This window comes from Cupriavidus sp. 01L45 (genome assembly GCF_056399885.1).
In genome coordinates, this window is the sequence record NZ_JBFTSG010000060.1 from 1 (window position 1) to 18,252 (window position 18,252).

Below are 18,252 nucleotides of genomic sequence, written 5' to 3' on the forward strand. Positions count from 1 at the left end.
GTCGAGCAGGCGTCGAGCAGGCCATGACACCCGAAGAACAGCGCTATTGCCGCGCACGCGACTACGCGCTGAACATCATCGCCAAGACACTGAAACTGGACCTGCCGTTCAAGATCGAGGAACACGTCACCTACACCAAGGAACAGCGTGAACTCGTCAAGCAGAAGCTGCGCGATCTTGGCTACACCGTGACGGATGCGCCATACCCGGTTACGCCGGCGGATTGAGGGAGACGTTGACCATGGACGCGCAGAAGAAGCCCGAACCCGCGACGGACACGCCGCCCTCAGCCAGTGGCATGGCACAAGCACTGAGTAATGACGGCAAACCAGCCGCTATCAATTCGGAAGAACCCAGGCCGAAGAGGCGCGTGATTCGGCCGCCACCCACCATGGAACAGCGCTTGAAGACGATGCTGTCGGCGCCGAATCCACTGATGGAAGCCGCCTGGCCACTCGCTCTCGCTGTTGCGGAGATGCCGCCGGTGAAGGATCGGGAGATGGTTCCGCATCTCCATGACATCGTGACAGCGGAGTTGAAGGATTTCCAGGAACTGGCCGAACGGGCGAACATCAAGCACGAACATATTGTCGCTGCGCACTATTGCCTCTGCAGCGCCATCGATGAAGGCGTTCAGCGGCACGATTGGGGGCAAGGCTGGTGGACGACGAACAGCTTGCTGGTCCTGCACCATCAGGACAACCGGGGCGGCGAGCGCTTCTTTCAGCTGCTGGCCCGGCTGCTGAAAAACCCGACGGAGAACATCGACGTCATCGAGGTGATGTACATCCTGCTGTCACTGGGATTCCAAGGCCGCTATTGCAAGATGCCAGATGGAACACAGCGTATCAATGCCATTCGCCGGCGGCTGTACGACCTGCTGCTACAGCATCGCGGCCCCGTACCGAAAGCACTGTCGCCCCACTGGAAGCCCGCACCGCCTGGCCGCTTCCCCCCGCTGCGCGTCATACCTGTCTGGATCACCGTAGCGCTATCCTCGGTGATCCTCCTCGGAATGTTCATCTCGTTCAAATATCAGCTGTTGGTCAAACAGCGCGAAGTGCTGCAAATACTCACGGACATCGGCAACATGAAGCCACCGCCCCCGCCCATGCCACTACGGCTCACAGAGCGCTTGAAGGACGAGATTGCGCGCGGTGTGGTGGCCGTCAAGGACGATTACCGCCGCAGCACCGTGGTGTTTCGGGGCGACGATATGTTTGGCGCAGGCCAGGCCGAGGTACGCAGGAAACTATTACCAGCGCTCGATAAGCTGGCCGCCGAGTTCAACAAGGTGGAGGGCACGGTGCAGATCATCGGCCATAGTGACAACCAGCCGATCAAGAGCGCCCGCTACCCATCGAATCAGGCACTGTCCGAGGAGCGCGCCACCGTGGTCAGCGAATACCTCGCCAGCAGGGCGTCGCCAAGGAGCGGCTGGAAGCCGTCGGCAAGGGGGATAGCGAGCCGTTGACGGACAACGCCACCGCAACCGCACGCGCCACCAACCGCCGCGTCGAAGTGGTCGTCACCCAATAAGCCAGTTCAGGAGAACACAGGATGCAACGCAGACTCATCAAGAAGGGCGACAAGACCAGCCACGACGGCGTGGTCGCTACCGGGTCCGAGGTGGACCTGCTGGACGGCCAGCCGATGGCCCGCCTGGGCGATCTGGTGGACTGCCCCCAGCACTACCCGGACGGGCGGCCGCACGGCATCAACAAGATCATCGAAGCGACCTCCGGCCTGATGATTGGCGAGCGTCCCGCTGCCTGCGAAGGCGATGGCACCGAATGCGGCTGCGTGCTGATCGGCAGTTCGGACGCCATGGCAGGCTGACTTGGCTCGATACGCTCTACGCACCTTCCCAAACTCAAGGAAACAAGCATGCAGTATTTCGCATTCGGCATCATATCCGTGTTCTCCGCCCTCCTGTTTCCGGCGATCTATCTGGCCGGTTATGGGCTGCGCCGGATCGGCGCCTGGTTCAATCGCGCCGATCCGCCCCGCGACCGTGTTGGTGCCTATGTCATCGCCGCCCTGTTGTTCGGCTTCCTAGTGGGCTCGCTCCTGCAACCCTTGTGGGACTGCCTGCAGACCGGTGAGTCGCTAGGGACATGCGTGATGCGGCATTCGCCAACTGCCGGCCTTGGACAGTGAAGTGCAGGACTGGCTCGCCCGGGATCAACCAGTTGGCCCAACGAGCGGACGGTTCGTCGGCGGGTGAAATCCGAGCCATGGGAAAGCGCGGCACTGACCGTGGGCCTGTCAGGCGATAAGAAGTTGCGCTGCCGAGCTGGCCGCCGCTGTGATCTGCCGCAGGAAACGATGCGCTGGTGCGGGTGCTGCCGGCTGACCGGCAACCAGCCGATGTGTGGGCGGTGACGACCGCGCGGGCTTCGGGGTCGGCCAAGATGCGGGTGTGCATCGATTTTTTGAAAGCGCAGCTTACCGAAGGGCCGCATGTGCTGGCGAYGGCGTTGGGGGATGGTGGGGAGTGAGTGGATCCATCACGCCGCCAGCGGCGCAATCTCGCGAGCTATCGCTTCGCCGGCGGCCGCTTGCGCAACGCGCAAGTCATAGGTCGCTTGCAGATTCGTCCAGAATTCAGGCGTGGTGCCAAAGTGCCGCGTCAGGCGCAGCGCAGTATTCGGCGAAATGGTGCGGCGGCAGCGCACGATGTCGTTGATGCGCGGTGCCGGCACGTGCAGGGCCACCGCGAGCGCATTCGCGGACATATTGAGTGGAACGAGGAAGTCCTCGCGCAGGATTTCTCCCGGGTGTGCCGGCTCGATCGTTTCACCGGTTGCGACATCCGAGAGGTCGACCTTGTTAAGGTCCGCACGTTTGATTGTCATGGTGGCCTCGGTGGTCAGTGATAGTCAGTTGGCCGGCAAACACACACTCTTGCGGCGCGCCTGGTTGCTCACAACACCCGCATGATCGATATCGCCGTATCCTGCAAAACCTGCAACACCCGCTCCAGCGCCTGCTCCGCGCTCTCCTCCCCGATCTGCATATTCACGCTCAGCGCGGCGATCACTTTCCCATGGCGATCCCGCAGCGGCACCGCCACCCCCCGCACGCCGATCTGCAACTGCTGCTCGACCAGCGCATAACCCTGCGCGCCCGCCTTCCTGATCTCGGCCAGCAGCCGGTCCTGCTGCATGATCGTGTACGGCGTGTACGGCGTCAGCACGACGTCTTCCAGCCACGCCTTGACCCTGTCCTCAGGCTCCGAGGCCAGCATCATCACGCCGGCGGAAGCCAGCGGCGCCGGCACGCGCGCACCCAGCACAAAACCCGTATTCATCACCCGGCTCGTACCCGTACGGCAGATAAACACCAGTTCCCATGCATCCAGCACGCTCAGGTACGCCGGCTCGCCGACCGCCGCCGTGATCTGCTGCAGGAAAGGCTGCACCGTGCGCGGCAGGCGCGCCGAGTCGAAGTAGGACCAGCCCACCTTGAGCACGCGGGGGGTCAGGCTGAACAGCGTGCCGTCGCTGGTGGTATAGCCCAGATGCTCCAGGGTGAGCAGATAACGTCGTGCCGCGGTACGTGTGAGGCCCGTCAGCTGGGCCGCCTGCGTCGGCGTCAGGCGCGGATGATCGTTATCGAAGGCCTCCAGGATGGCCAGGCCCTTTTCCAGTCCGGCAATCCAGTCGCGCCGGTTCAGCGGTTCTTTATCCATAGCGATAACCCTAGTTCCGAGCGCCAGTCGCTCTCAATGGCGCGATTATCGCACGTATGCGCGCGGATTGCGCTTGTTGCTGCGTCAGATCGGTCCTAACCTTCCCCTACACGAAGCACGCAGGATCTGACATGCAAACCGCAGCCTGGCGCCATCCGAAATCGATCGCCACCGTATCGCTGTCCGGCACCTTGCCGGAAAAACTGGAAGCGGCCGCCGCGGCCGGTTTCAATGGCGTCGAAATCTTCGAGAACGACCTGTTGAATTTCGATGGCTCCCCTGCCGATGTGCGCCGCATCGCGGCCGATCTCGGCCTGGATATCCCGCTGTACCAGCCCTTCCGCGATTTCGAGGCGATGCCCGACGAATTCCGCGCCCGCAACATGGCGCGCGCTGAACGCAAGTTCGACGTGATGGAGGAACTGGGCGCGCGCATGGTGCTGGTCTGCAGCAATGTGCAGGGCATCGCCATCGACGATCCCGCGCGCGCCGCCGCCGACCTGCGCGCCATGGCCGAAGCCGCGGCGAAGCGCGGGCTCCTGGTGGGCTTCGAGGCGCTGGCCTGGGCCCGGCACACCAGGCTGTGGCGGCAGGCATGGGATATCGTGCGGCGGGCCGACCACCCCGCGCTGGGCCTGATCCTGGACAGCTTCCACACGCTCTCGCTGGGCGACACGCTGGAAGGCATCGACGAAGTGCCGGCGGAGAAGCTGTTCTTCGTGCAACTGGCCGATGCGCCCCGCATGAGCATGGACGTGTTGTCGTGGAGCCGGCACTACCGCAACTTTCCCGGCCAGGGCGATCTCGCCGTGACCGAGTTTGCACGCGCGGCCATCGGCGCGGGCTATCGCGGACCACTGTCGCTGGAGATCTTCAACGACGAATTCCGCGCGGCGCCCGCGCGCCTGACCGCGCAGGATGGCCTGCGCTCGCTGATCTGGCTCGAATCCGAAGCCGGGGGCCCCGCCCTGCCAGCCGCGCCGCATTTCGGCGGCGTCGACTTCCTGGAATTCGCGGTGGACTATGTAGCCGGACGGGAACTGGGCACGCGGCTGCGTTCGCTGGGCTTCAGCCACGCCGGCCGCCACCGCTCCAAGGCGGTGGACCTGTACCGCCAGGGCGGCGTCAATATCATCCTCAACGCCGAGCAGGACAGCGCCGCCGCGGAGCACTTCCAGCTTCACGGGCCTTCCGTCTGCGCGCTCGGGCTGAAGGTGGACGACGCCCAGCGCGCCGTCTCGCGTGCGCGGGCCTTGCTGTGCAAGGAATGGCGCGAGCCCATCGGCCCGGACGAGCGCAGCATTCCCGCGGTGCGCGCGCCGGACGGCATGCTGTTCTACCTGATCGACGAGAAGGACTCGGACCGCAGCATCTACGAGAGCGACTTCGTGCTGGAACCCGGCTGCGCCGACGACACAGGCGCGGGCCTCACGGCCATCGACCATATCGCCCAGGCCTTGCCACCGCACCGGCTCGACAGCTTCGTATTGTTCTACAAGACGGTGTTCGGCCTGCAGGCCGAGGCGCTGCACGAGATCGCCGACCCGTACGGACTGGTGAAAAGCCGCGCCATGGTCAGCCCGGAGCAGAACATCCGGATTCCGCTCAACGTCTCGGAAAGCAGCCGCACCGCCACCGGCAGGTTCGTCACGGCCTATGCCGGCTCGGGCATCCACCACATTGCCTTCCGTACGCCCGGCCTGAGCGCCACGCTGGAGCGCATCGTTCCCGCCGAGGCCGCCATGCTCCACGTGCCCGACAACTACTACGACGATGTCGGCGCGCGGCTCGGACTGGACGACGCGCTGCTGGAGCGCCTGCGCCGGCAGCAACTGCTCTACGACAAGGATGCCGGCGGCGAATTCCTGCACGCCTACACCGAGCCCTTCCACGACCGCTTCTTCTTCGAGCTGGTGCAGCGCGACGGCTACCTCGGCTTCGGCGCGGCCAACGCCTCGCTGCGCATGGCGGCCCAAGCCCTGGCCAGCCGCAACCACAAGGCCCGGCCCGCCTGAGGCGGGCACCACAATCGTTCCCCGGAGTTTCAAATGCAAGAACCCTGCATCATCTCGGTGGCCATCACCGGCTCGGTCCCCCGCAAGACGGACAACCCCGCCATCCCCATCTCCGTCGCGGAGCAGATCGAGAGCACGCACGAGAGCTTCGAGGCGGGCGCCACGCTGGTCCACCTGCACGTGCGCGACGAAGCCGGGAACTCCAGTTCGGACCCCGCGCGTTTCGCGCAATTGCAGGACGGCATCCGCAAGCACTGCCCCGGCATGATCGTGCAGTTCTCCACCGGCGGACGCGGACGCGCCATGGAGCAGCGCGGCGCCATGCTCGACCTGCGCCCCGACATGGCCTCGCTGGCCACCGGCTCGGTCAACTTCCCCACCACGGTCTACGAAAACCCGCCCGATTTCGTGCGCGCGCTGGCCAAGGCCATGCGCGATTACCACATCAAGCCCGAGATCGAAATTTTCGATCTGGCGATGCTCTACAACACGGCGGACCTGGTCAAGGAAGGGCTGCTGCTGCCCCCGGTGCATGTGCAGTTCGTGTTCGGCATCAAGAACGCGCTGCCGGCGCGCAAGGAGATCCTGGAGTTCCAGGTGGAGCAACTGAAGAAGGTGCTGCCTGGCGCGACCTGGACCGCGGCGGGGATCGGCCGGCACCAGCTGGAAGTCAACCACTGGACGCTGCAACTCGGCGGCCACTGCCGCACCGGCCTGGAAGACAACGTGCGCTGGGACAAGGACACGCTGGCCGCCAGCAATGCGCAACTGGTCGGCCGGGTAGCGCAGTTGTGCGCGGAGTATGGCCGCGCCGTGGCCACGCCCGCGCAAGCGCGGCAGCTGCTCGGTCTGTGAAGCCCCTTGTACCGAAGCCGCCGAAGCAACGGAACACCGTGCCGTTTTGAGCGGCGCCCATCTCGTGCTAACGTAGAGAAGACCGAATCCGGAGCCTGCCGCTGGCTCCCCCCCACACTTGGACTTCGAAAACCTCTTCTTCATCGGCTTCATGGGCGCCGGTAAGACCACCATTGGCCGGACGGTGGCGCGCCGGCTGGGGCTGCCTTTTTTCGATACGGATCACGAAATCGAGGCGCGTTGCGGCGTGCGCATTCCCACTATCTTCGAGCTGGAAGGCGAGGAAGGCTTCCGCCAGCGCGAAACCCGCACGCTCGACGAGTTGACACAGCGTAAAGGCATCGTGCTGGCCACCGGCGGCGGCGCCGTGCTGCGCCCGGAAAACCGCGAGATGCTGCGCTCGCGCGGCTACGTGATCTACCTGAGCGCTTCACCCGCGGAGTTGTGGCAGCGCACCCGGCGCGGCCGCAACCGCCCGCTGCTGCAAGGCCCCAACCCGCGCGCCACGCTGGAAGCCCTTTACCGGGTACGCGATCCGCTCTATCGCGAGGCGGCGCACCTGGTCATGCCCCCGCACGGCGAGAGCGTGGCGAATGCCGCCGGACGCGTGCTTGCGAAGCTCGGGCTCGAAAACTCGACTCTGCTGCGTCCGCAAGGCGATAGATAAGGCCACTCCTCAGCCTGTGGCAGCGGTCGCGGCGGGGTATAAAGTGGATTAGCCGCACCTGGAACATCTGAAACTGCCATGGATCAATCCATGCACAACCAGACCGACAAGCAATCCCCAGAATGCACCGCCAAGCCCGAATAGCGTGACGTCGGCCGCTGTCGCCAGAAATGTCATCAAGGCCGTTTCACGTCCACGTGGATCGCCCAGCGCGGTTGCGAGGCTGCCGCCAATTGCCCCCAGCAAGGCGAGGCCAGCCAGCGTGGTAATGAAAGTCGCGGGGAGCACCACAAACAACGTCACCAGGGTCGTACCGAACACACCGACGAGCGTGTAGAACACCCCGCAGGCAAGGCCGGCGATGTACCGCCTGGCTGGATTTTCGTGCGCCTCCTTGCCCGTGCAGATTGCCGCCGTTATCGCTGCCACATTGAATGCATGGGAGCCGAAAGGCGCCATCAGCAGGGAACCAAGCCCGGTCACCGTAAGTATGGGATTGGCACTGGTCTTGAAGCCGTCGTTGCGCAGCACCAGCATTCCCGGCATGTACTGGCCGGTCAGCGTGATCAGGAACAGTGGGAGCGCAACGCTAAACACCGCGTTGAGCGAGAAGGCTGGCGTGGTCAGCACGGGTGCAGCCAAACTCAGCGCAACACTCTGGAAGCTGACCTGCCCCAGCCCAAGCAACAGCATGATGGCGATCACCAGTACGCCAATGATCGCATAACGCGCCGTAAAGCGGCGCAGCACTGCATAGCTGAGAATCAGTGCGCCTACCAACAACGGATCAACGCCCGCGCCACCAAAGGCACCCATGCCAAAGCGCAGCAAAATGCCAGCCAGAAGGCCTGCCGCGATGCCTGATGGGATCATCTTCACGACCCGCTCGAAGTAGCCCGACAGCCCCAGCACCACAAAACCAAGGGCGGACAGCATATAGGCGCCGATGACTTCCGGATAAGGCGTATTCGGCAGTACTGAAATGAGAAAGGCAGCTCCTGGCGTAGACCATGCCGTGATGATTGGCTCGCGATAACGGTAACTCAGCCAGGCCCCGGTCACTCCGACGCCGATCGAGATCGACCAGATCCATGAAGCGGTCAGCTGGGGGCTCAGTCCAGCGGACTTCGCGCCCTGGAGCACCAGAATAAAGGTCCCACCGTAGTTGACGATCACCGAGATCAGCGCCGCAACGATTGGATGCAGCAAGTCGTCTGATCGGCGGACCGTCGCCGTCAAGGGGGCCGTGCTTGAGTCTTTGATTGGTTGCATAGGTCCCGAGTTTGCGGTCTAAATGGTCTATTTTGAATATCCACTTATATATAATTAATCAGACCACTTTGTGACCCAAGCGCCTTTTGCAGCGCTTGCCCAGGCACACACAGACCAGACCAAATCGCCCTTGTGAAGACGCGCGCCACTGCTTATCCGATCTGGACCGGCTTCCTGCCGTCACAAGACGATCCCCTATCCCTGCGCGAGCAACTGGTGCGTTTTTTTCGCAGAGGCATCGCGGATGGCACCTTGCAGGCAGGCATCCGGCTTCCGGCATCGCGGGTACTGGCGCTGGAACTCGGCATGTCGCGAATGACTGTCACCGATGCCTACGAGCAGCTGATCGCCGAGGGGTTTCTGCAGGCGCGTCAGGGCGCGGGTACCTATGTGGCGGCCCGGATCGGCAACAAGGCGCAATCGCTATGCACGCCTGTAGCCCCGCGGCAAGCAACGATGGGGTCGGCACGCGCGCGACTGCTGGTCGGTCCCGATTCAATGTCGGTCGCGCATGCGGCGTGGCCACTGACCCCGGGTCTGCCAGCCCTGGATGCATTCCCCTACGCGCTATGGGGCCGCCTTGAGGGCCGCATCTGGCGCCGGCGCACGCCGCCGGATTTTTCGTATGGCGACCCGCAAGGTTTCCTGCCATTGCGAGAAGCGCTGGCGGAGTATCTCGGCGCGGCGCGCGGTGTAAGCTGCCGTTCGCACAACATCGTCGTTACCCCCGGCGCGCAAGCGGCAATCCTGATCGCAACGCTAGCGCTCACGGATAGCGGGGATCGCGTTTGGGTGGAGAATCCCGGATACGATGCCGCCTATCGCAGCCTTTTGCTATCCGGAGTGAGCGCGGTCGGTATTCGCGTGGATGCAGAAGGCCTGGATGTGCTCGATGGGCGCTCGCGCGCGCCCGATGCAAAGCTTGCGGTGGTGTCGCCCTCGCACCAATACCCGCTGGGCGTCACCATGAGCCTGGCACGGCGCCTAGCACTCTTGCAGTGGGCCCACGATGCCGATGCGTTCATTCTTGAAGATGATTACGATAGCGAGTTCCACTACGATTGCGCGCCGACGACTGCCCTGAAAGCACTTGATGGCGACAACGGACGCGTGATCTATATCGGTACACTTAGTAAGCTGCTGGCCCCAGGCCTGAGGCTGGGATTCCTGGTCGTGCCCGACGATCTGATCGATATTCTGCAAAAAGTGCGCAATGGCAGCGGCCACCGTGTGCCGATGTCGCTGCAGGTCACTGCCGCAGAATTTGTCGGCAACGGCCATCTCGGCACGCATATTCGCAGAACCAAATCGCTCTACGCGCAACGGCGCTCTGCCTTGCTGTCGGCTATCAGTGCCGCAGGCAGTGGAGATCTGTCCGTCTTGACCGCTACCACGGGACTGCATCTCCTTGCGGAGTTACCCGATGATTGCGACGACCAGGCGCTGGTAGCCGCCGCACGGGCACAACAGATTGGCGTCGCGCCGCTATCGGGATTCTTCGCGCCGCCGTGCACAAGCGCGCGGCAAGGCTTGCTGATGGGTTTTGGCAATACCCCCGCGGAATCCATGCCAGGCGCCATCCAGACACTGTGCCGGCTGATCGAAACACAGCGCACTTCGCGCTGAAGCCAGTCGTCGCCGCTGGCGCTCTGCCCGCTCCACGCCGTTGCGGGCCAATACCGCCTTAGTGCTGCATGCCCCAGCGGCGCACTGTCACGCGTTCCAGCGTCTTGAACACCAGGTTCTCCACCAGCAGGCCGATCAGGATCACCATGGCCAGGCCGGCGAACACGCGGTCGGTGTACAGCTCGTTGCGGTTCTGGAAGATGTACCAGCCCAGCCCGCCCTTGCCAGACGACGCGCCAAACACCAGCTCGGCCGCGATCAGCGTGCGCCAGGCGAAGGCCCAGCCGATCTTCAGACCGGACAGGATGGCGGGCAGCGCGGCCGGCACCAGGATCAGCAGCACATAGCGCAAGCCGCGCAGCCCGTAGTTGCGCCCGGCCATGCGCAGGGTGTCGGGCACCCCGCGAAAGCCCGCATAGGTGTTCAGTGCCAGCGGCCACAGCACCGAATGCACCAGCACGAACACCAGGCTCTTGCTGCCCAGCCCGAACCACAACAGCGCCAGCGGCAGCAGCGCGATGGCCGGCAGCGGGTTGAACATGGCGGTCAGCGTGTCCAGCACATCGCGCCCCAGCTCGGTCGAGACCGCCAGCGTGGTCAGCACGAAGGCCAGCACGATGCCGCCGGCGTAGCCTTGCAGCAGCACCGACATGGAGATGCCCGCCTTGGTCAGCAGCTCGCCATTGCCGATGCCTTCGGCAAAGGCGCGCGCGGTGGCGAGAAAGCCCGGCAACAGCAGGTCGTTGTCCTGCACGCGCGCGATGATTTCCCACAGGCAGGCCAGCACCGCCAGGATCAGCGCCTTGCGCAGCCAGCCTTGCTGCCACAGGCGTTGCGGCCAGGGCAAGGCGCGCGCCACCGGCAAGGCGGTGAAGGGTTCGAGCTTGCGCTCATATTCGGCGCGGACCACCGTGGTGGCGGGAATAGATGACGTGCTTGTGCTCATGGTCGATCCTGGCGGGGCTCAGCGCGCCTGCGCGGTGCGTGCCGTCGACGGCGCGGCGTGCGGCGGCTCGTCGAACAGCAGATGATGGATGCGTTGCGCGGTAGCCTGGAACTCCGCGCCCCCCTGGCTGGCCAGGTCGTACTGGTGGCTGTTGAGTTCGGCGCGCACGCGCCCCGGATGCGGCGACAGCAGCAGGATGCGGCTGCCGACCACCAGCGCTTCCTCGATCGAATGCGTGACGAACAGCAGCGTGAAGGCGGCGTCGTTCCACAGCGCCAGCAATTCCTCCTGCATGCGCCGGCGCGTCAGCGCGTCGAGCGCGGCAAAGGGCTCGTCCATCAGCAGCACCTTGGGCCGCATCGCCAGCGCGCGGGCAATCGCCACGCGCTGCTTCATGCCGCCGGACAGGGTGTGCGGATAGGCATCGGCGAAATTCGCCAGCCCGACTTTGTCGAGAAAATGCAGCGCGCATGCCGAGGCCTCGCGCCGTGACATGCCGCGTGAGCGCACCAGCGGGAACATCACGTTCTGCCGCACCGTCTTCCAGGGCGGCAACTGGTCGAACTCCTGGAACACCACGATGCGGTCGGGGCCGGGCGCGCTGACGGGCACGCCCTCCAGCCGGATCTCGCCCTCGCACGGCGGCACGAAGCCCGCCACCGCCTTGAGCAGGGTCGACTTGCCGCAGCCCGAAGGGCCAAGCAGCACAAAGCGATCGGCGGCATGGACATCAAAGCTGACCTGGTGGGTGGCCCGCACCACGCGCTCGCGGGTGCGGTACTCCAGCGAGACGCCGTCGACCTGCAACAGCGGCGTGGCTGCGGCGGGGCGCGCGGAAACCACGCGTAGCGGGGAAGGCTGCACGGCCATGTCAGCTACCCTGGGCAGTGGCCGGGTCCTGGAAGAAATAGTCTTGCCAGGATTTCGGCTGGTTGCGGATGGCGCCCACCCGATGCATGAACTCGGCCAGCGCGAAGGTGTTCTGCGGCGTGACCTTGAACTGCACCTGCGGGTTCTTCAGGATCTTGACCAGCAGCGCGCGGTCGATCCGGGCCTTGTTCACGCGGATATACAGGTCGGCCGCAGCTTCCGGGTTGGCAGTGGCGAACCGTGCCGCCTCGGCCAGCGCATCGACAAAGGCGCGATAGGTCTTGGGATTGTCATTGCGGAATTTCTCGGTGGCGTACAGCACCGTGGCCGAGCTGGGGCCGCCCAGCACGTCATACGAGTTCAGCACGATGCGCGCATTGGGGTTGCCGGCCAGTTCCTGTTCCTGGAACGGCGGGTTGCCGAAGTGGCCGCTGATCTCGGTGCCGCCGGCGATGATGGCCGCGGCCGCATCGGGGTGCGGCACCGCCACGGTCCACTTGTCCAGGYGGTTGAATTCCTTGTCGCCCCATTGCCTGGCGGCGGCAAGCTGCAGCACGCGCGACTGCACCGATACCGACACCGCGGGCAGCGCGATGCGGTCCTTGTCGGTGAAATCGGCAATGGTCTTGACCTTGGGATTGTTGCTGACCAGGTAGTACGGGAAGTTGCCCAGCGACGCCACGCCCTTCACATTCTGCTTGCCGTGCGTGCGATCCCACATCGTCAGCAAGGGCCCCACGCCGGCGCCGGCGATATCGATCGCGCCGGACAGCAGCGCATCGTTGACGGCCGCGCCGCCGGACAACTGCGTCCACTCCACCTTGACATCGACGCCCTGCTGCCTGCCGTGTTTCTCGATCAGTTGCTGGTCGCGCGCCACGTTGAGCAGCAGGTAGACTACGCCGAACTGCTCGGCGATGCGGATCTTCCCTTCCGCACGGGCCGCGCCGGACATCGCCATGCCGGCAGCCAGCGCGAGCGCGACGGCGCCACGCGGCCAGCGGGCGGAGAAGAGACGGGAACGAAGCAGGGACATGCGGAACTCCGGTGGATTCGGTTCGGTGGATTCGGTATGGGACAGGATGATCCGGACGTGCGTGCCGGTCAGACCGGCAGGTCGCCCTCGATCGTGGTGCGATACATCACGCGGCGCAGCGACTCCGGGCAGCCGGCGGCCAGGTGCAGCAGCGAGCGGTTGTCCCAGAACACCAGGTCGTGCTCCTGCCATGCGTGGCGATAGACGTGTTCCGGCTTCACGCTATGCGCGAACAGTTGCGCCAGCAGGTCACGGCTTTCATCCTCGGGCAGCCCGGCGATGCGCGTGGTGAAATGCTCGCTGACGAACAACGCGCGGCGGCCGGTCTCCGGATGCGTGCGCACCACCGGCTGCAGCACCGGCGCCACCTGCGCGATCTGCTCGGGCGTCAGGTTGGGACGCCACGGGCTGCGTTGCTGCAACTCGGCGTACCTGGCCAGGTAGGTGTGCTCGGCATTGCGCCCTTCCACCGCGCTCTTCAGGTGCGCGGGCAGCGTCTCCCAGGCCAGGTGCATGTTGGCGAACAGCGTATCGCCGCCCTCGGCCGGAAGCTCCTGCGCATGCAGCAGCGAGCCCAGGCTGGGCTTTTCCTTGTACGAGAGATCGGAATGCCAGAAATGCCCGGCGTCGCCCAGGCCGATCGGCTTGCCGTCCTTGAGCACATTGGAGACGATCAGTATCTCGGGATGACCGGCGAGCTGGAACTGATGCAGCACATGGATCTGCAACGGCCCGAAGCGGCGGCTGAAGGCGATCTGCTGTTCCGGCGTGATGCGCTGGTCGCGGAACACCACCACGTGATAGTCGAGATGCGCGCGATGGATGCGCGCGAAGTCTTCCGCGGACAGCGGCTCGGACAAGTCCAGGCCGATGATCTCCGCGCCGAGCGGCGCCTCGAACGGACGGATCTCGAAAGCGGCGCTGCCGGAAGCAGCGGCTGAAACGGCGGGGGCGGCAGCAAGCGTGAATGAGGCCGTGTGGGTTCCAATCGTCATGACAGGCTCTTAAGCGGGGGACCTAAAACGGAAGACCTAAAGTGCGGATCCGATATCGGATCCAGGTGCGATGCCGTTTCCGGCAAAAGCCGGGCCCTGCACCGCTCGTTCTCAAGCTTTGCACTGTAGAGTTCCAGGCCTGCAGCGGTAAACGAATGAAATCGCTGCCGCTTATCCGTTTAACGCATATCCATGTCTTTACATTGGACTCAGGGTCGCGCCGCACAGGCGTTGCGGCAGGGCACGTTGGCGGTATCGGGCCGGCCGTCGGCAACGAAGCCATCGCGGTTCGGCATCCGCACCTGCGGTAGGGTCCGCGCATCGAGCACAGCCTCCGCGGGCACAATGCCGTTCAGATGCAGCAGGTAGGCCGTGACCGCATAAACCTCGTCCGCTTTCAGGCTTTGCGGCGCGTTGTAAGGCATCGCGCGATTGATGAAATCGAACACCGTGGTCGCATACGGCCAGAAACTGCCGATGGTCTTCAGCGGCGGCTTGCCATTCGCGTGCGCGCTCTTCAGACTCCCTTGCGCGCCCACCAGCGCATCGGCCGGTTTGCCTTCGCCCTTGATGCCGTGGCACGCGGCGCATAAGTTTTCGTAGACCTGCTTGCCGCGCGCCACGCTGCCACTGCCCGGCGGCAGGCCGGCGCCATCGGGCGTGACGTCGATATTCCATGCGGCGAGATCGCGCTCGCTGGCCAGCAGGCCCAGGCCATAGGTCTGCGCCTGTGCCCGCGGGCACACCGCGACCATCGCCAGCAGGACAGCACCAAGGGATCTACGGAGAGTGTCAGGCGCGCGCATTGGCAATCCTCCCGTCGGCGCCCACGCGCCATGCCTGGATGGCGTTGTAGTGATAAGTGGACTCGTAGCCGCGCGCGGCCACCAGTTGATCCGGCAAGGGCTGCACATTGCCGGCCTCGTCGATGGCGCGGCTTTGCAGCACCGCGGGGCCGCCATCCCAGCGCCACGACAGCCGGAAGCGCGTGAGCGCACGGTCGAGCACGGGATCCTGCAGCTTTGCCTCGCGCCAGCTGCGGCCGCCGTCCACGGATACGTCCACGCGCCGGATGCGGCCATGGCCGGACCACGCGAGCCCGGAGATTTCATGGAAGCCCCTGTCGCGCAGCACGTGATCCGGCGCGGGAAACGTGATCACCGATTTCACGTCCATCAGGAAGGTGAACTGGCGCGCGCTACCGTCGGGCAGCGAGTCGGTGTACTTCGCGGTTTCCTCGCGCGTCATGAACGGCTCGCGCCCGAGCTTGAGGCGGCGCAGCCACTTGATGCTCATATTGCCTTCAAAGCCCGGCAGGAACAGCCGCAGCGGATAGCCGTGCTCGGGCCGCAGCATCTCGCCGTTCTGCGCGTAGACGAGCAGCGCATCCTCCAGCGCCTTGGCCATCGGCACGCTGCGCGTCATCGCCGCGGAATCGGCTCCCTCCGCCAGCACCCAGGCCGCTTCCGGCTGCACGCCCACCTCTTCCAGCACGACGGAGAGCGGCACGCCGGTCCACTCGCAGCACGACAGCAAGCCGTGGCTGATCTGTACCGAAGTGGCGCTCGGCGCGCGCCATTCGCGCCCGGTATTGCCGGAGCATTCGAGAAAGTGAATGCGCGACACCGATGGCAGCCGCACCAGGTCGTCCATGGTGAAGATGCGCGGACGATCCACCAGCCCATGCACGGCCAGCCGGTGCAGGGCAGGATCGATCAGCGGGATGCCGGCGTGGTGGCGCTCGAATACCAGGCCCGTGGGCGTGATGATGCCGTGCAGGTCTTGCAGCGGCGTCATCGATGAGTTGGCGCCGGGCATCGGCGCGGCGCCCCGGTTGCGCCGGATCACGTTCTTCTCGAACTCAGCGGGCTGGCCGTAGGCGCGCCACAGCACCGGCTCGCCGGGCGCGCGCGTCCACGGCGGCACCGTCAGCGCTTCGGCACGCGCCGTGGCTGGCGCAGCCGCCGCGAGGGCACCGGCGCCAAGCGCCACGCCGCCCAGTCCTGCACCCTGGCGCAGGAAACGGCGCCGGCCGGATTGCGGCTGCGCGTTCTTCTCGTTCTTGTTCGTCATGGGCTCGCCAAGGTCACGGTTCGAAAATGGCGCACTCTATGCCACCCCGCTGCTTCGCGGAACGAAGGATAACGCATGCCCTTATGCGTGGCCGCGCAAACATTGCCACCTGCGGCGCATATGCGCGCAGCCCATAACCAAAGCCAAAAACATTCCTTCTGCCGCGCCGGCAGCACCGCGTATCTTGAGAGCCGTCGATTCACTCTTCACCGCTTTGCACAGGGATACAGCCAAGATGGCAATCACGCGACGAACCCTTCTCAAACGCCTTGCCGTATCCAGCCTGGGTGCCGCCGCTTCCGCCAGCCCGCTGAGCGCATTCAGCGCCAGCGGCGCCGCCAGGCCCGACGTGATCCGCATTGGCGTGGCGCAGCCGGCCACCGGCACGCCGCCGAGCTTCGCGGGTAGTTCGATGGCCATCGCCCATGCGCGCGGATGGCTGGAGGAAGCGTTCAAGCCCTCGGGCACGCCTATCGAATGGTTCTTCTTCAAAGGCGCGGGCCCGGCGGTGAACGAGGCCATCAGCACCAACCAGCTCGACTTCGCCATGCAGGGCGACCTGCCCGCCATCGTGGCGCGCGCCGCCGGCCTCAAGACGCGGCTGGTGCTGGCCACGGGCGTGCGCACCAATATCTATATCGGCGTGCCGCCCGACTCCCCGCTCAAGACGGTGTCGGACCTGCGCGGCAAGCGCGTGTCGCTGTTCAAGGGCACCAATATGCATCTGCCGGCATTGCGCCTGCTTGAGGCCAATGGCCTCGCCGAAAAAGACCTGCGGCTGCTGAACCTGGACACCGCCGGCTACCTGGCCGCGCTGACAACACGCGATATCGACGGCGCCATCGGCGCCATGGACATCCTGCGCCTGCGCGACAAGGGCGCGGTGCGCATCCTTTACTCCAGCAAGAGCCAGTCGCCGATCTACACGCGCCAGAGCCATGTGCTGGTGACCGACGCCTTCGCCAGCAAGTATCCGGAAGCCACCCAGCAACTCGTCAAGGCGGCGGTGCAGGCCGCGCGCTGGGCCTCCGACGAGAAGAACCGCGAAGACGTGCTGCGCACCTGGGCGCGCGCCGGCACGCCTTACGAGCACTGGAAGGAGGACTATGAAGGCGAACCGCTGCGCGTGCGGCTGAACCCGAACTTCGACCCCTTCCTGGTCAGCCGCTACAAGGACGCCACCGAGCAGGCCTACCGCCTGCGCCTGTCGCGCGCCAGGTTCGATGTCGACCAGTGGATCGATACGAGCTTCCTCAAGAACGCGCTGAACGACCTGAGCCTGCAGAGCTACTGGCCGGTCTACCAGCCGAACGGCAAGATTCTCGGAGCCTGACGCGATGGCCGCCGACGATTCCCTTGCGCTGGCCCGGCCTGTTTCAGCCGGGCCAGCGCCCGAGCACGGCGGCAAGGCGCACCGCCACTGGCGCCCCGGCCTGCATCACGCCGCCTGGCTGCTGGCCTGGCCGGTGCCGCTGGCGCTGCTGCTGGCCTGGTACGTGGCGGCACGCTTCGCATGGATCCCGCCGCAGGTCCTGCCCGCGCCCGACGCGGTCTGGCACACGCTCGCCGAGCTGTACCAGAGCGGCGAGCTGCAGGCCAACCTGGCCGTCAGCGCGCTGCGGGTGGCGGGCGGCTTTGCCCTGGGCCTGGCCGGCGGGCTGGCGCTGGGCGTGGCGATGGGCCTGTCGCCCGGCTTCCGCGATTACGTCTATCCCACCTTCAAGGCCTTCAGCCAGGTGCCCGTGCTGGGCTGGCTGCCGCTGCTGATGCTGCTGGTAGGCATCGACGAAGCGCTCAAGATCATCCTGATCGCCAAGGCCTCGCTGGTGCCGATCGCGCTCAATACGTACAAGGGCATCCAGAACGTGCCCACGCGCTATATCGAAGTGGCGCGGGTGCTGAAGTTCACGCGCTGGCAACTGCTGTCGCGGGTGGTGTTTCCCGCCGCGGCCGCGCCGGTCTGGAATGGCATCCGCTATGGGCTGACGCACGCCTGGCTGGCGCTGGTGGTGGTGGAGCTGCTCGCATCATCCGAAGGGCTCGGCTACATGATCGTTTATGGCAGGCAACTGTTCCAGCTCGATATGGTGATCGCCGCGGTGATCGTGGTGGGCGCGGTCGGGTTCGCGCTGGACAAGGTGCTGGCGCTGGCCGAGCGCGCGGTGCTGCGCTGGCGCAAGCCGGGCCTTTGATCGCTGCAATA

The 18,252-nt window shown here is 65.3% G+C and carries 19 protein-coding genes; 10 read left to right on the top strand and 9 right to left on the bottom strand.

The genetic code is table 11. The features are described from left to right. The 4 genes from AC1DT6_RS32365 to AC1DT6_RS32380 all read left to right on the top strand — a co-directional run. The coding region (locus AC1DT6_RS32365) for a hypothetical protein (RefSeq protein WP_477115248.1) at positions 1–227 on the top strand (227 nt) is incomplete at its 5' end. A gap of 14 nt (positions 228–241) precedes the next feature. Further along, on the top strand, positions 242–1,474 hold the full coding sequence (icmH, locus tag AC1DT6_RS32370; RefSeq protein WP_441629334.1) for a type IVB secretion system protein IcmH/DotU: 1,233 nt from the start codon (positions 242–244) through the stop codon (positions 1,472–1,474). 86 nt (positions 1,475–1,560) lie between these two features. Further along, on the top strand, positions 1,561–1,839 hold the full coding sequence (locus tag AC1DT6_RS32375) for a PAAR domain-containing protein (RefSeq protein WP_441629336.1): 279 nt from the start codon (positions 1,561–1,563) through the stop codon (positions 1,837–1,839). A gap of 48 nt (positions 1,840–1,887) precedes the next feature. Beyond that, complete coding sequence (locus AC1DT6_RS32380; RefSeq protein ID WP_441629338.1) at positions 1,888–2,160, top strand: hypothetical protein; 273 nt, start codon at positions 1,888–1,890, stop codon at positions 2,158–2,160. 350 nt (positions 2,161–2,510) lie between these two features. On the opposite strand, the gene AC1DT6_RS32385 is transcribed toward AC1DT6_RS32380, so the two are convergent. Further along, a complete protein-coding gene (locus AC1DT6_RS32385) occupies positions 2,511–2,858 on the bottom strand; it encodes a HigA family addiction module antitoxin (RefSeq protein WP_441629340.1) in 348 nt (115 codons plus the stop codon). A 68-nt stretch (positions 2,859–2,926) separates the two neighbouring features. Next, on the bottom strand, positions 2,927–3,694 hold the full coding sequence (locus AC1DT6_RS32390) for an IclR family transcriptional regulator domain-containing protein (RefSeq protein ID WP_441629342.1): 768 nt from the start codon (positions 3,692–3,694) through the stop codon (positions 2,927–2,929). A 131-nt stretch (positions 3,695–3,825) separates the two neighbouring features. Between AC1DT6_RS32390 and AC1DT6_RS32395 the strand changes: the two genes are divergently transcribed. The 3 genes from AC1DT6_RS32395 to AC1DT6_RS32405 all read left to right on the top strand — a co-directional run bounded on the left by AC1DT6_RS32395 (position 3,826) and on the right by AC1DT6_RS32405 (position 7,231). Then, complete coding sequence (locus tag AC1DT6_RS32395) at positions 3,826–5,709, top strand: bifunctional sugar phosphate isomerase/epimerase/4-hydroxyphenylpyruvate dioxygenase family protein (RefSeq protein WP_441629344.1); 1,884 nt, start codon at positions 3,826–3,828, stop codon at positions 5,707–5,709. A gap of 33 nt (positions 5,710–5,742) precedes the next feature. Further along, on the top strand, positions 5,743–6,564 hold the full coding sequence (locus AC1DT6_RS32400) for a 3-oxoadipate:acetyl-CoA acetyltransferase (RefSeq protein WP_441629346.1): 822 nt from the start codon (positions 5,743–5,745) through the stop codon (positions 6,562–6,564). A gap of 118 nt (positions 6,565–6,682) precedes the next feature. Further along, the gene (locus AC1DT6_RS32405; RefSeq protein WP_441629348.1) at positions 6,683–7,231 is read left to right on the top strand and encodes a shikimate kinase; all 549 of its coding nucleotides are present in this window, start codon (positions 6,683–6,685) and stop codon (positions 7,229–7,231) included. A gap of 48 nt (positions 7,232–7,279) precedes the next feature. Here AC1DT6_RS32405 and AC1DT6_RS32410 read toward each other — a convergent pair whose 3' ends face one another. After that, the gene (locus tag AC1DT6_RS32410; protein ID WP_441629350.1) at positions 7,280–8,503 is read right to left on the bottom strand and encodes a benzoate/H(+) symporter BenE family transporter; all 1,224 of its coding nucleotides are present in this window, start codon (positions 8,501–8,503) and stop codon (positions 7,280–7,282) included. A gap of 132 nt (positions 8,504–8,635) precedes the next feature. Here AC1DT6_RS32410 and pdxR point away from each other — a divergent pair, with 132 nt between their 5' ends. Then, positions 8,636–10,129 carry a MocR-like pyridoxine biosynthesis transcription factor PdxR gene (gene pdxR, locus AC1DT6_RS32415; protein ID WP_441629352.1) on the top strand — a complete coding sequence of 498 codons (1,494 nt, stop codon included), beginning with the start codon at positions 8,636–8,638 and terminating at the stop codon, positions 10,127–10,129. Between the two features lie 58 nt (positions 10,130–10,187). On the opposite strand, the gene AC1DT6_RS32420 is transcribed toward pdxR, so the two are convergent. The 6 genes from AC1DT6_RS32420 to soxC all read right to left on the bottom strand — a co-directional run bounded on the left by AC1DT6_RS32420 (position 10,188) and on the right by soxC (position 16,049). Beyond that, a complete protein-coding gene (locus tag AC1DT6_RS32420) occupies positions 10,188–11,075 on the bottom strand; it encodes an ABC transporter permease (RefSeq protein ID WP_441629353.1) in 888 nt (295 codons plus the stop codon). Positions 11,076–11,093: 18 nt separating this feature from the next. Further along, positions 11,094–11,945, bottom strand: coding sequence for an ABC transporter ATP-binding protein (locus AC1DT6_RS32425; RefSeq protein WP_441629354.1), 852 nt, complete (start codon positions 11,943–11,945; stop codon positions 11,094–11,096). Between the two features lies 1 nt (position 11,946). Then, on the bottom strand, positions 11,947–12,981 hold the full coding sequence (locus AC1DT6_RS32430; RefSeq protein WP_477115249.1) for an ABC transporter substrate-binding protein: 1,035 nt from the start codon (positions 12,979–12,981) through the stop codon (positions 11,947–11,949). Between the two features lie 68 nt (positions 12,982–13,049). Continuing rightward, entirely contained in the window at positions 13,050–13,976 is a 927-nt protein-coding gene (locus AC1DT6_RS32435) for a TauD/TfdA dioxygenase family protein (RefSeq protein WP_441629356.1), read from the bottom strand. Between the two features lie 209 nt (positions 13,977–14,185). Then, on the bottom strand, positions 14,186–14,782 hold the full coding sequence (locus tag AC1DT6_RS32440) for a c-type cytochrome (RefSeq protein ID WP_441629357.1): 597 nt from the start codon (positions 14,780–14,782) through the stop codon (positions 14,186–14,188). Then, positions 14,769–16,049 carry a sulfite dehydrogenase gene (soxC, locus tag AC1DT6_RS32445; RefSeq protein ID WP_477102190.1) on the bottom strand — a complete coding sequence of 427 codons (1,281 nt, stop codon included), beginning with the start codon at positions 16,047–16,049 and terminating at the stop codon, positions 14,769–14,771. The genes AC1DT6_RS32440 and soxC overlap by 14 nt, the downstream gene beginning before the upstream one ends. 235 nt (positions 16,050–16,284) lie before the next feature. On the opposite strand from soxC, the gene AC1DT6_RS32450 reads away from it, so the two are divergent. Both AC1DT6_RS32450 and AC1DT6_RS32455 read left to right on the top strand, forming a co-directional pair. Further along, positions 16,285–17,382: an ABC transporter substrate-binding protein gene (locus AC1DT6_RS32450; RefSeq protein ID WP_441629359.1), complete on the top strand. Its 1,098-nt coding sequence runs from the start codon at positions 16,285–16,287 to the stop codon at positions 17,380–17,382. A gap of 4 nt (positions 17,383–17,386) precedes the next feature. Further along, positions 17,387–18,241, top strand: a complete 855-nt coding sequence (locus AC1DT6_RS32455; RefSeq protein ID WP_441629360.1) for an ABC transporter permease — start codon at positions 17,387–17,389, stop codon at positions 18,239–18,241. Positions 18,242–18,252: the final 11 nt, after the last annotated feature.

What these genes read in the sequence shown, in the direction of transcription:
- icmH (WP_441629334.1), top strand. Translation starts at nt 242, where the DNA reads ATGGACGCGCAGAAGAAGCCCGAACCCGCGACGGACACGCCGCCCTCA.
- AC1DT6_RS32375 (WP_441629336.1), top strand. Translation starts at nt 1,561, where the DNA reads ATGCAACGCAGACTCATCAAGAAGGGCGACAAGACCAGCCACGACGGC.
- AC1DT6_RS32380 (WP_441629338.1), top strand. Translation starts at nt 1,888, where the DNA reads ATGCAGTATTTCGCATTCGGCATCATATCCGTGTTCTCCGCCCTCCTG.
- AC1DT6_RS32385 (WP_441629340.1), bottom strand. Translation starts at nt 2,858, where the DNA reads ATGACAATCAAACGTGCGGACCTTAACAAGGTCGACCTCTCGGATGTC.
- AC1DT6_RS32390 (WP_441629342.1), bottom strand. Translation starts at nt 3,694, where the DNA reads ATGGATAAAGAACCGCTGAACCGGCGCGACTGGATTGCCGGACTGGAA.
- AC1DT6_RS32395 (WP_441629344.1), top strand. Translation starts at nt 3,826, where the DNA reads ATGCAAACCGCAGCCTGGCGCCATCCGAAATCGATCGCCACCGTATCG.
- AC1DT6_RS32400 (WP_441629346.1), top strand. Translation starts at nt 5,743, where the DNA reads ATGCAAGAACCCTGCATCATCTCGGTGGCCATCACCGGCTCGGTCCCC.
- AC1DT6_RS32410 (WP_441629350.1), bottom strand. Translation starts at nt 8,503, where the DNA reads ATGCAACCAATCAAAGACTCAAGCACGGCCCCCTTGACGGCGACGGTC.
- AC1DT6_RS32420 (WP_441629353.1), bottom strand. Translation starts at nt 11,075, where the DNA reads ATGAGCACAAGCACGTCATCTATTCCCGCCACCACGGTGGTCCGCGCC.
- AC1DT6_RS32425 (WP_441629354.1), bottom strand. Translation starts at nt 11,945, where the DNA reads ATGGCCGTGCAGCCTTCCCCGCTACGCGTGGTTTCCGCGCGCCCCGCC.
- AC1DT6_RS32435 (WP_441629356.1), bottom strand. Translation starts at nt 13,976, where the DNA reads ATGACGATTGGAACCCACACGGCCTCATTCACGCTTGCTGCCGCCCCC.
- AC1DT6_RS32440 (WP_441629357.1), bottom strand. Translation starts at nt 14,782, where the DNA reads ATGCGCGCGCCTGACACTCTCCGTAGATCCCTTGGTGCTGTCCTGCTG.
- soxC (WP_477102190.1), bottom strand. Translation starts at nt 16,049, where the DNA reads ATGACGAACAAGAACGAGAAGAACGCGCAGCCGCAATCCGGCCGGCGC.
- AC1DT6_RS32450 (WP_441629359.1), top strand. Translation starts at nt 16,285, where the DNA reads ATGGCAATCACGCGACGAACCCTTCTCAAACGCCTTGCCGTATCCAGC.
- AC1DT6_RS32455 (WP_441629360.1), top strand. Translation starts at nt 17,387, where the DNA reads ATGGCCGCCGACGATTCCCTTGCGCTGGCCCGGCCTGTTTCAGCCGGG.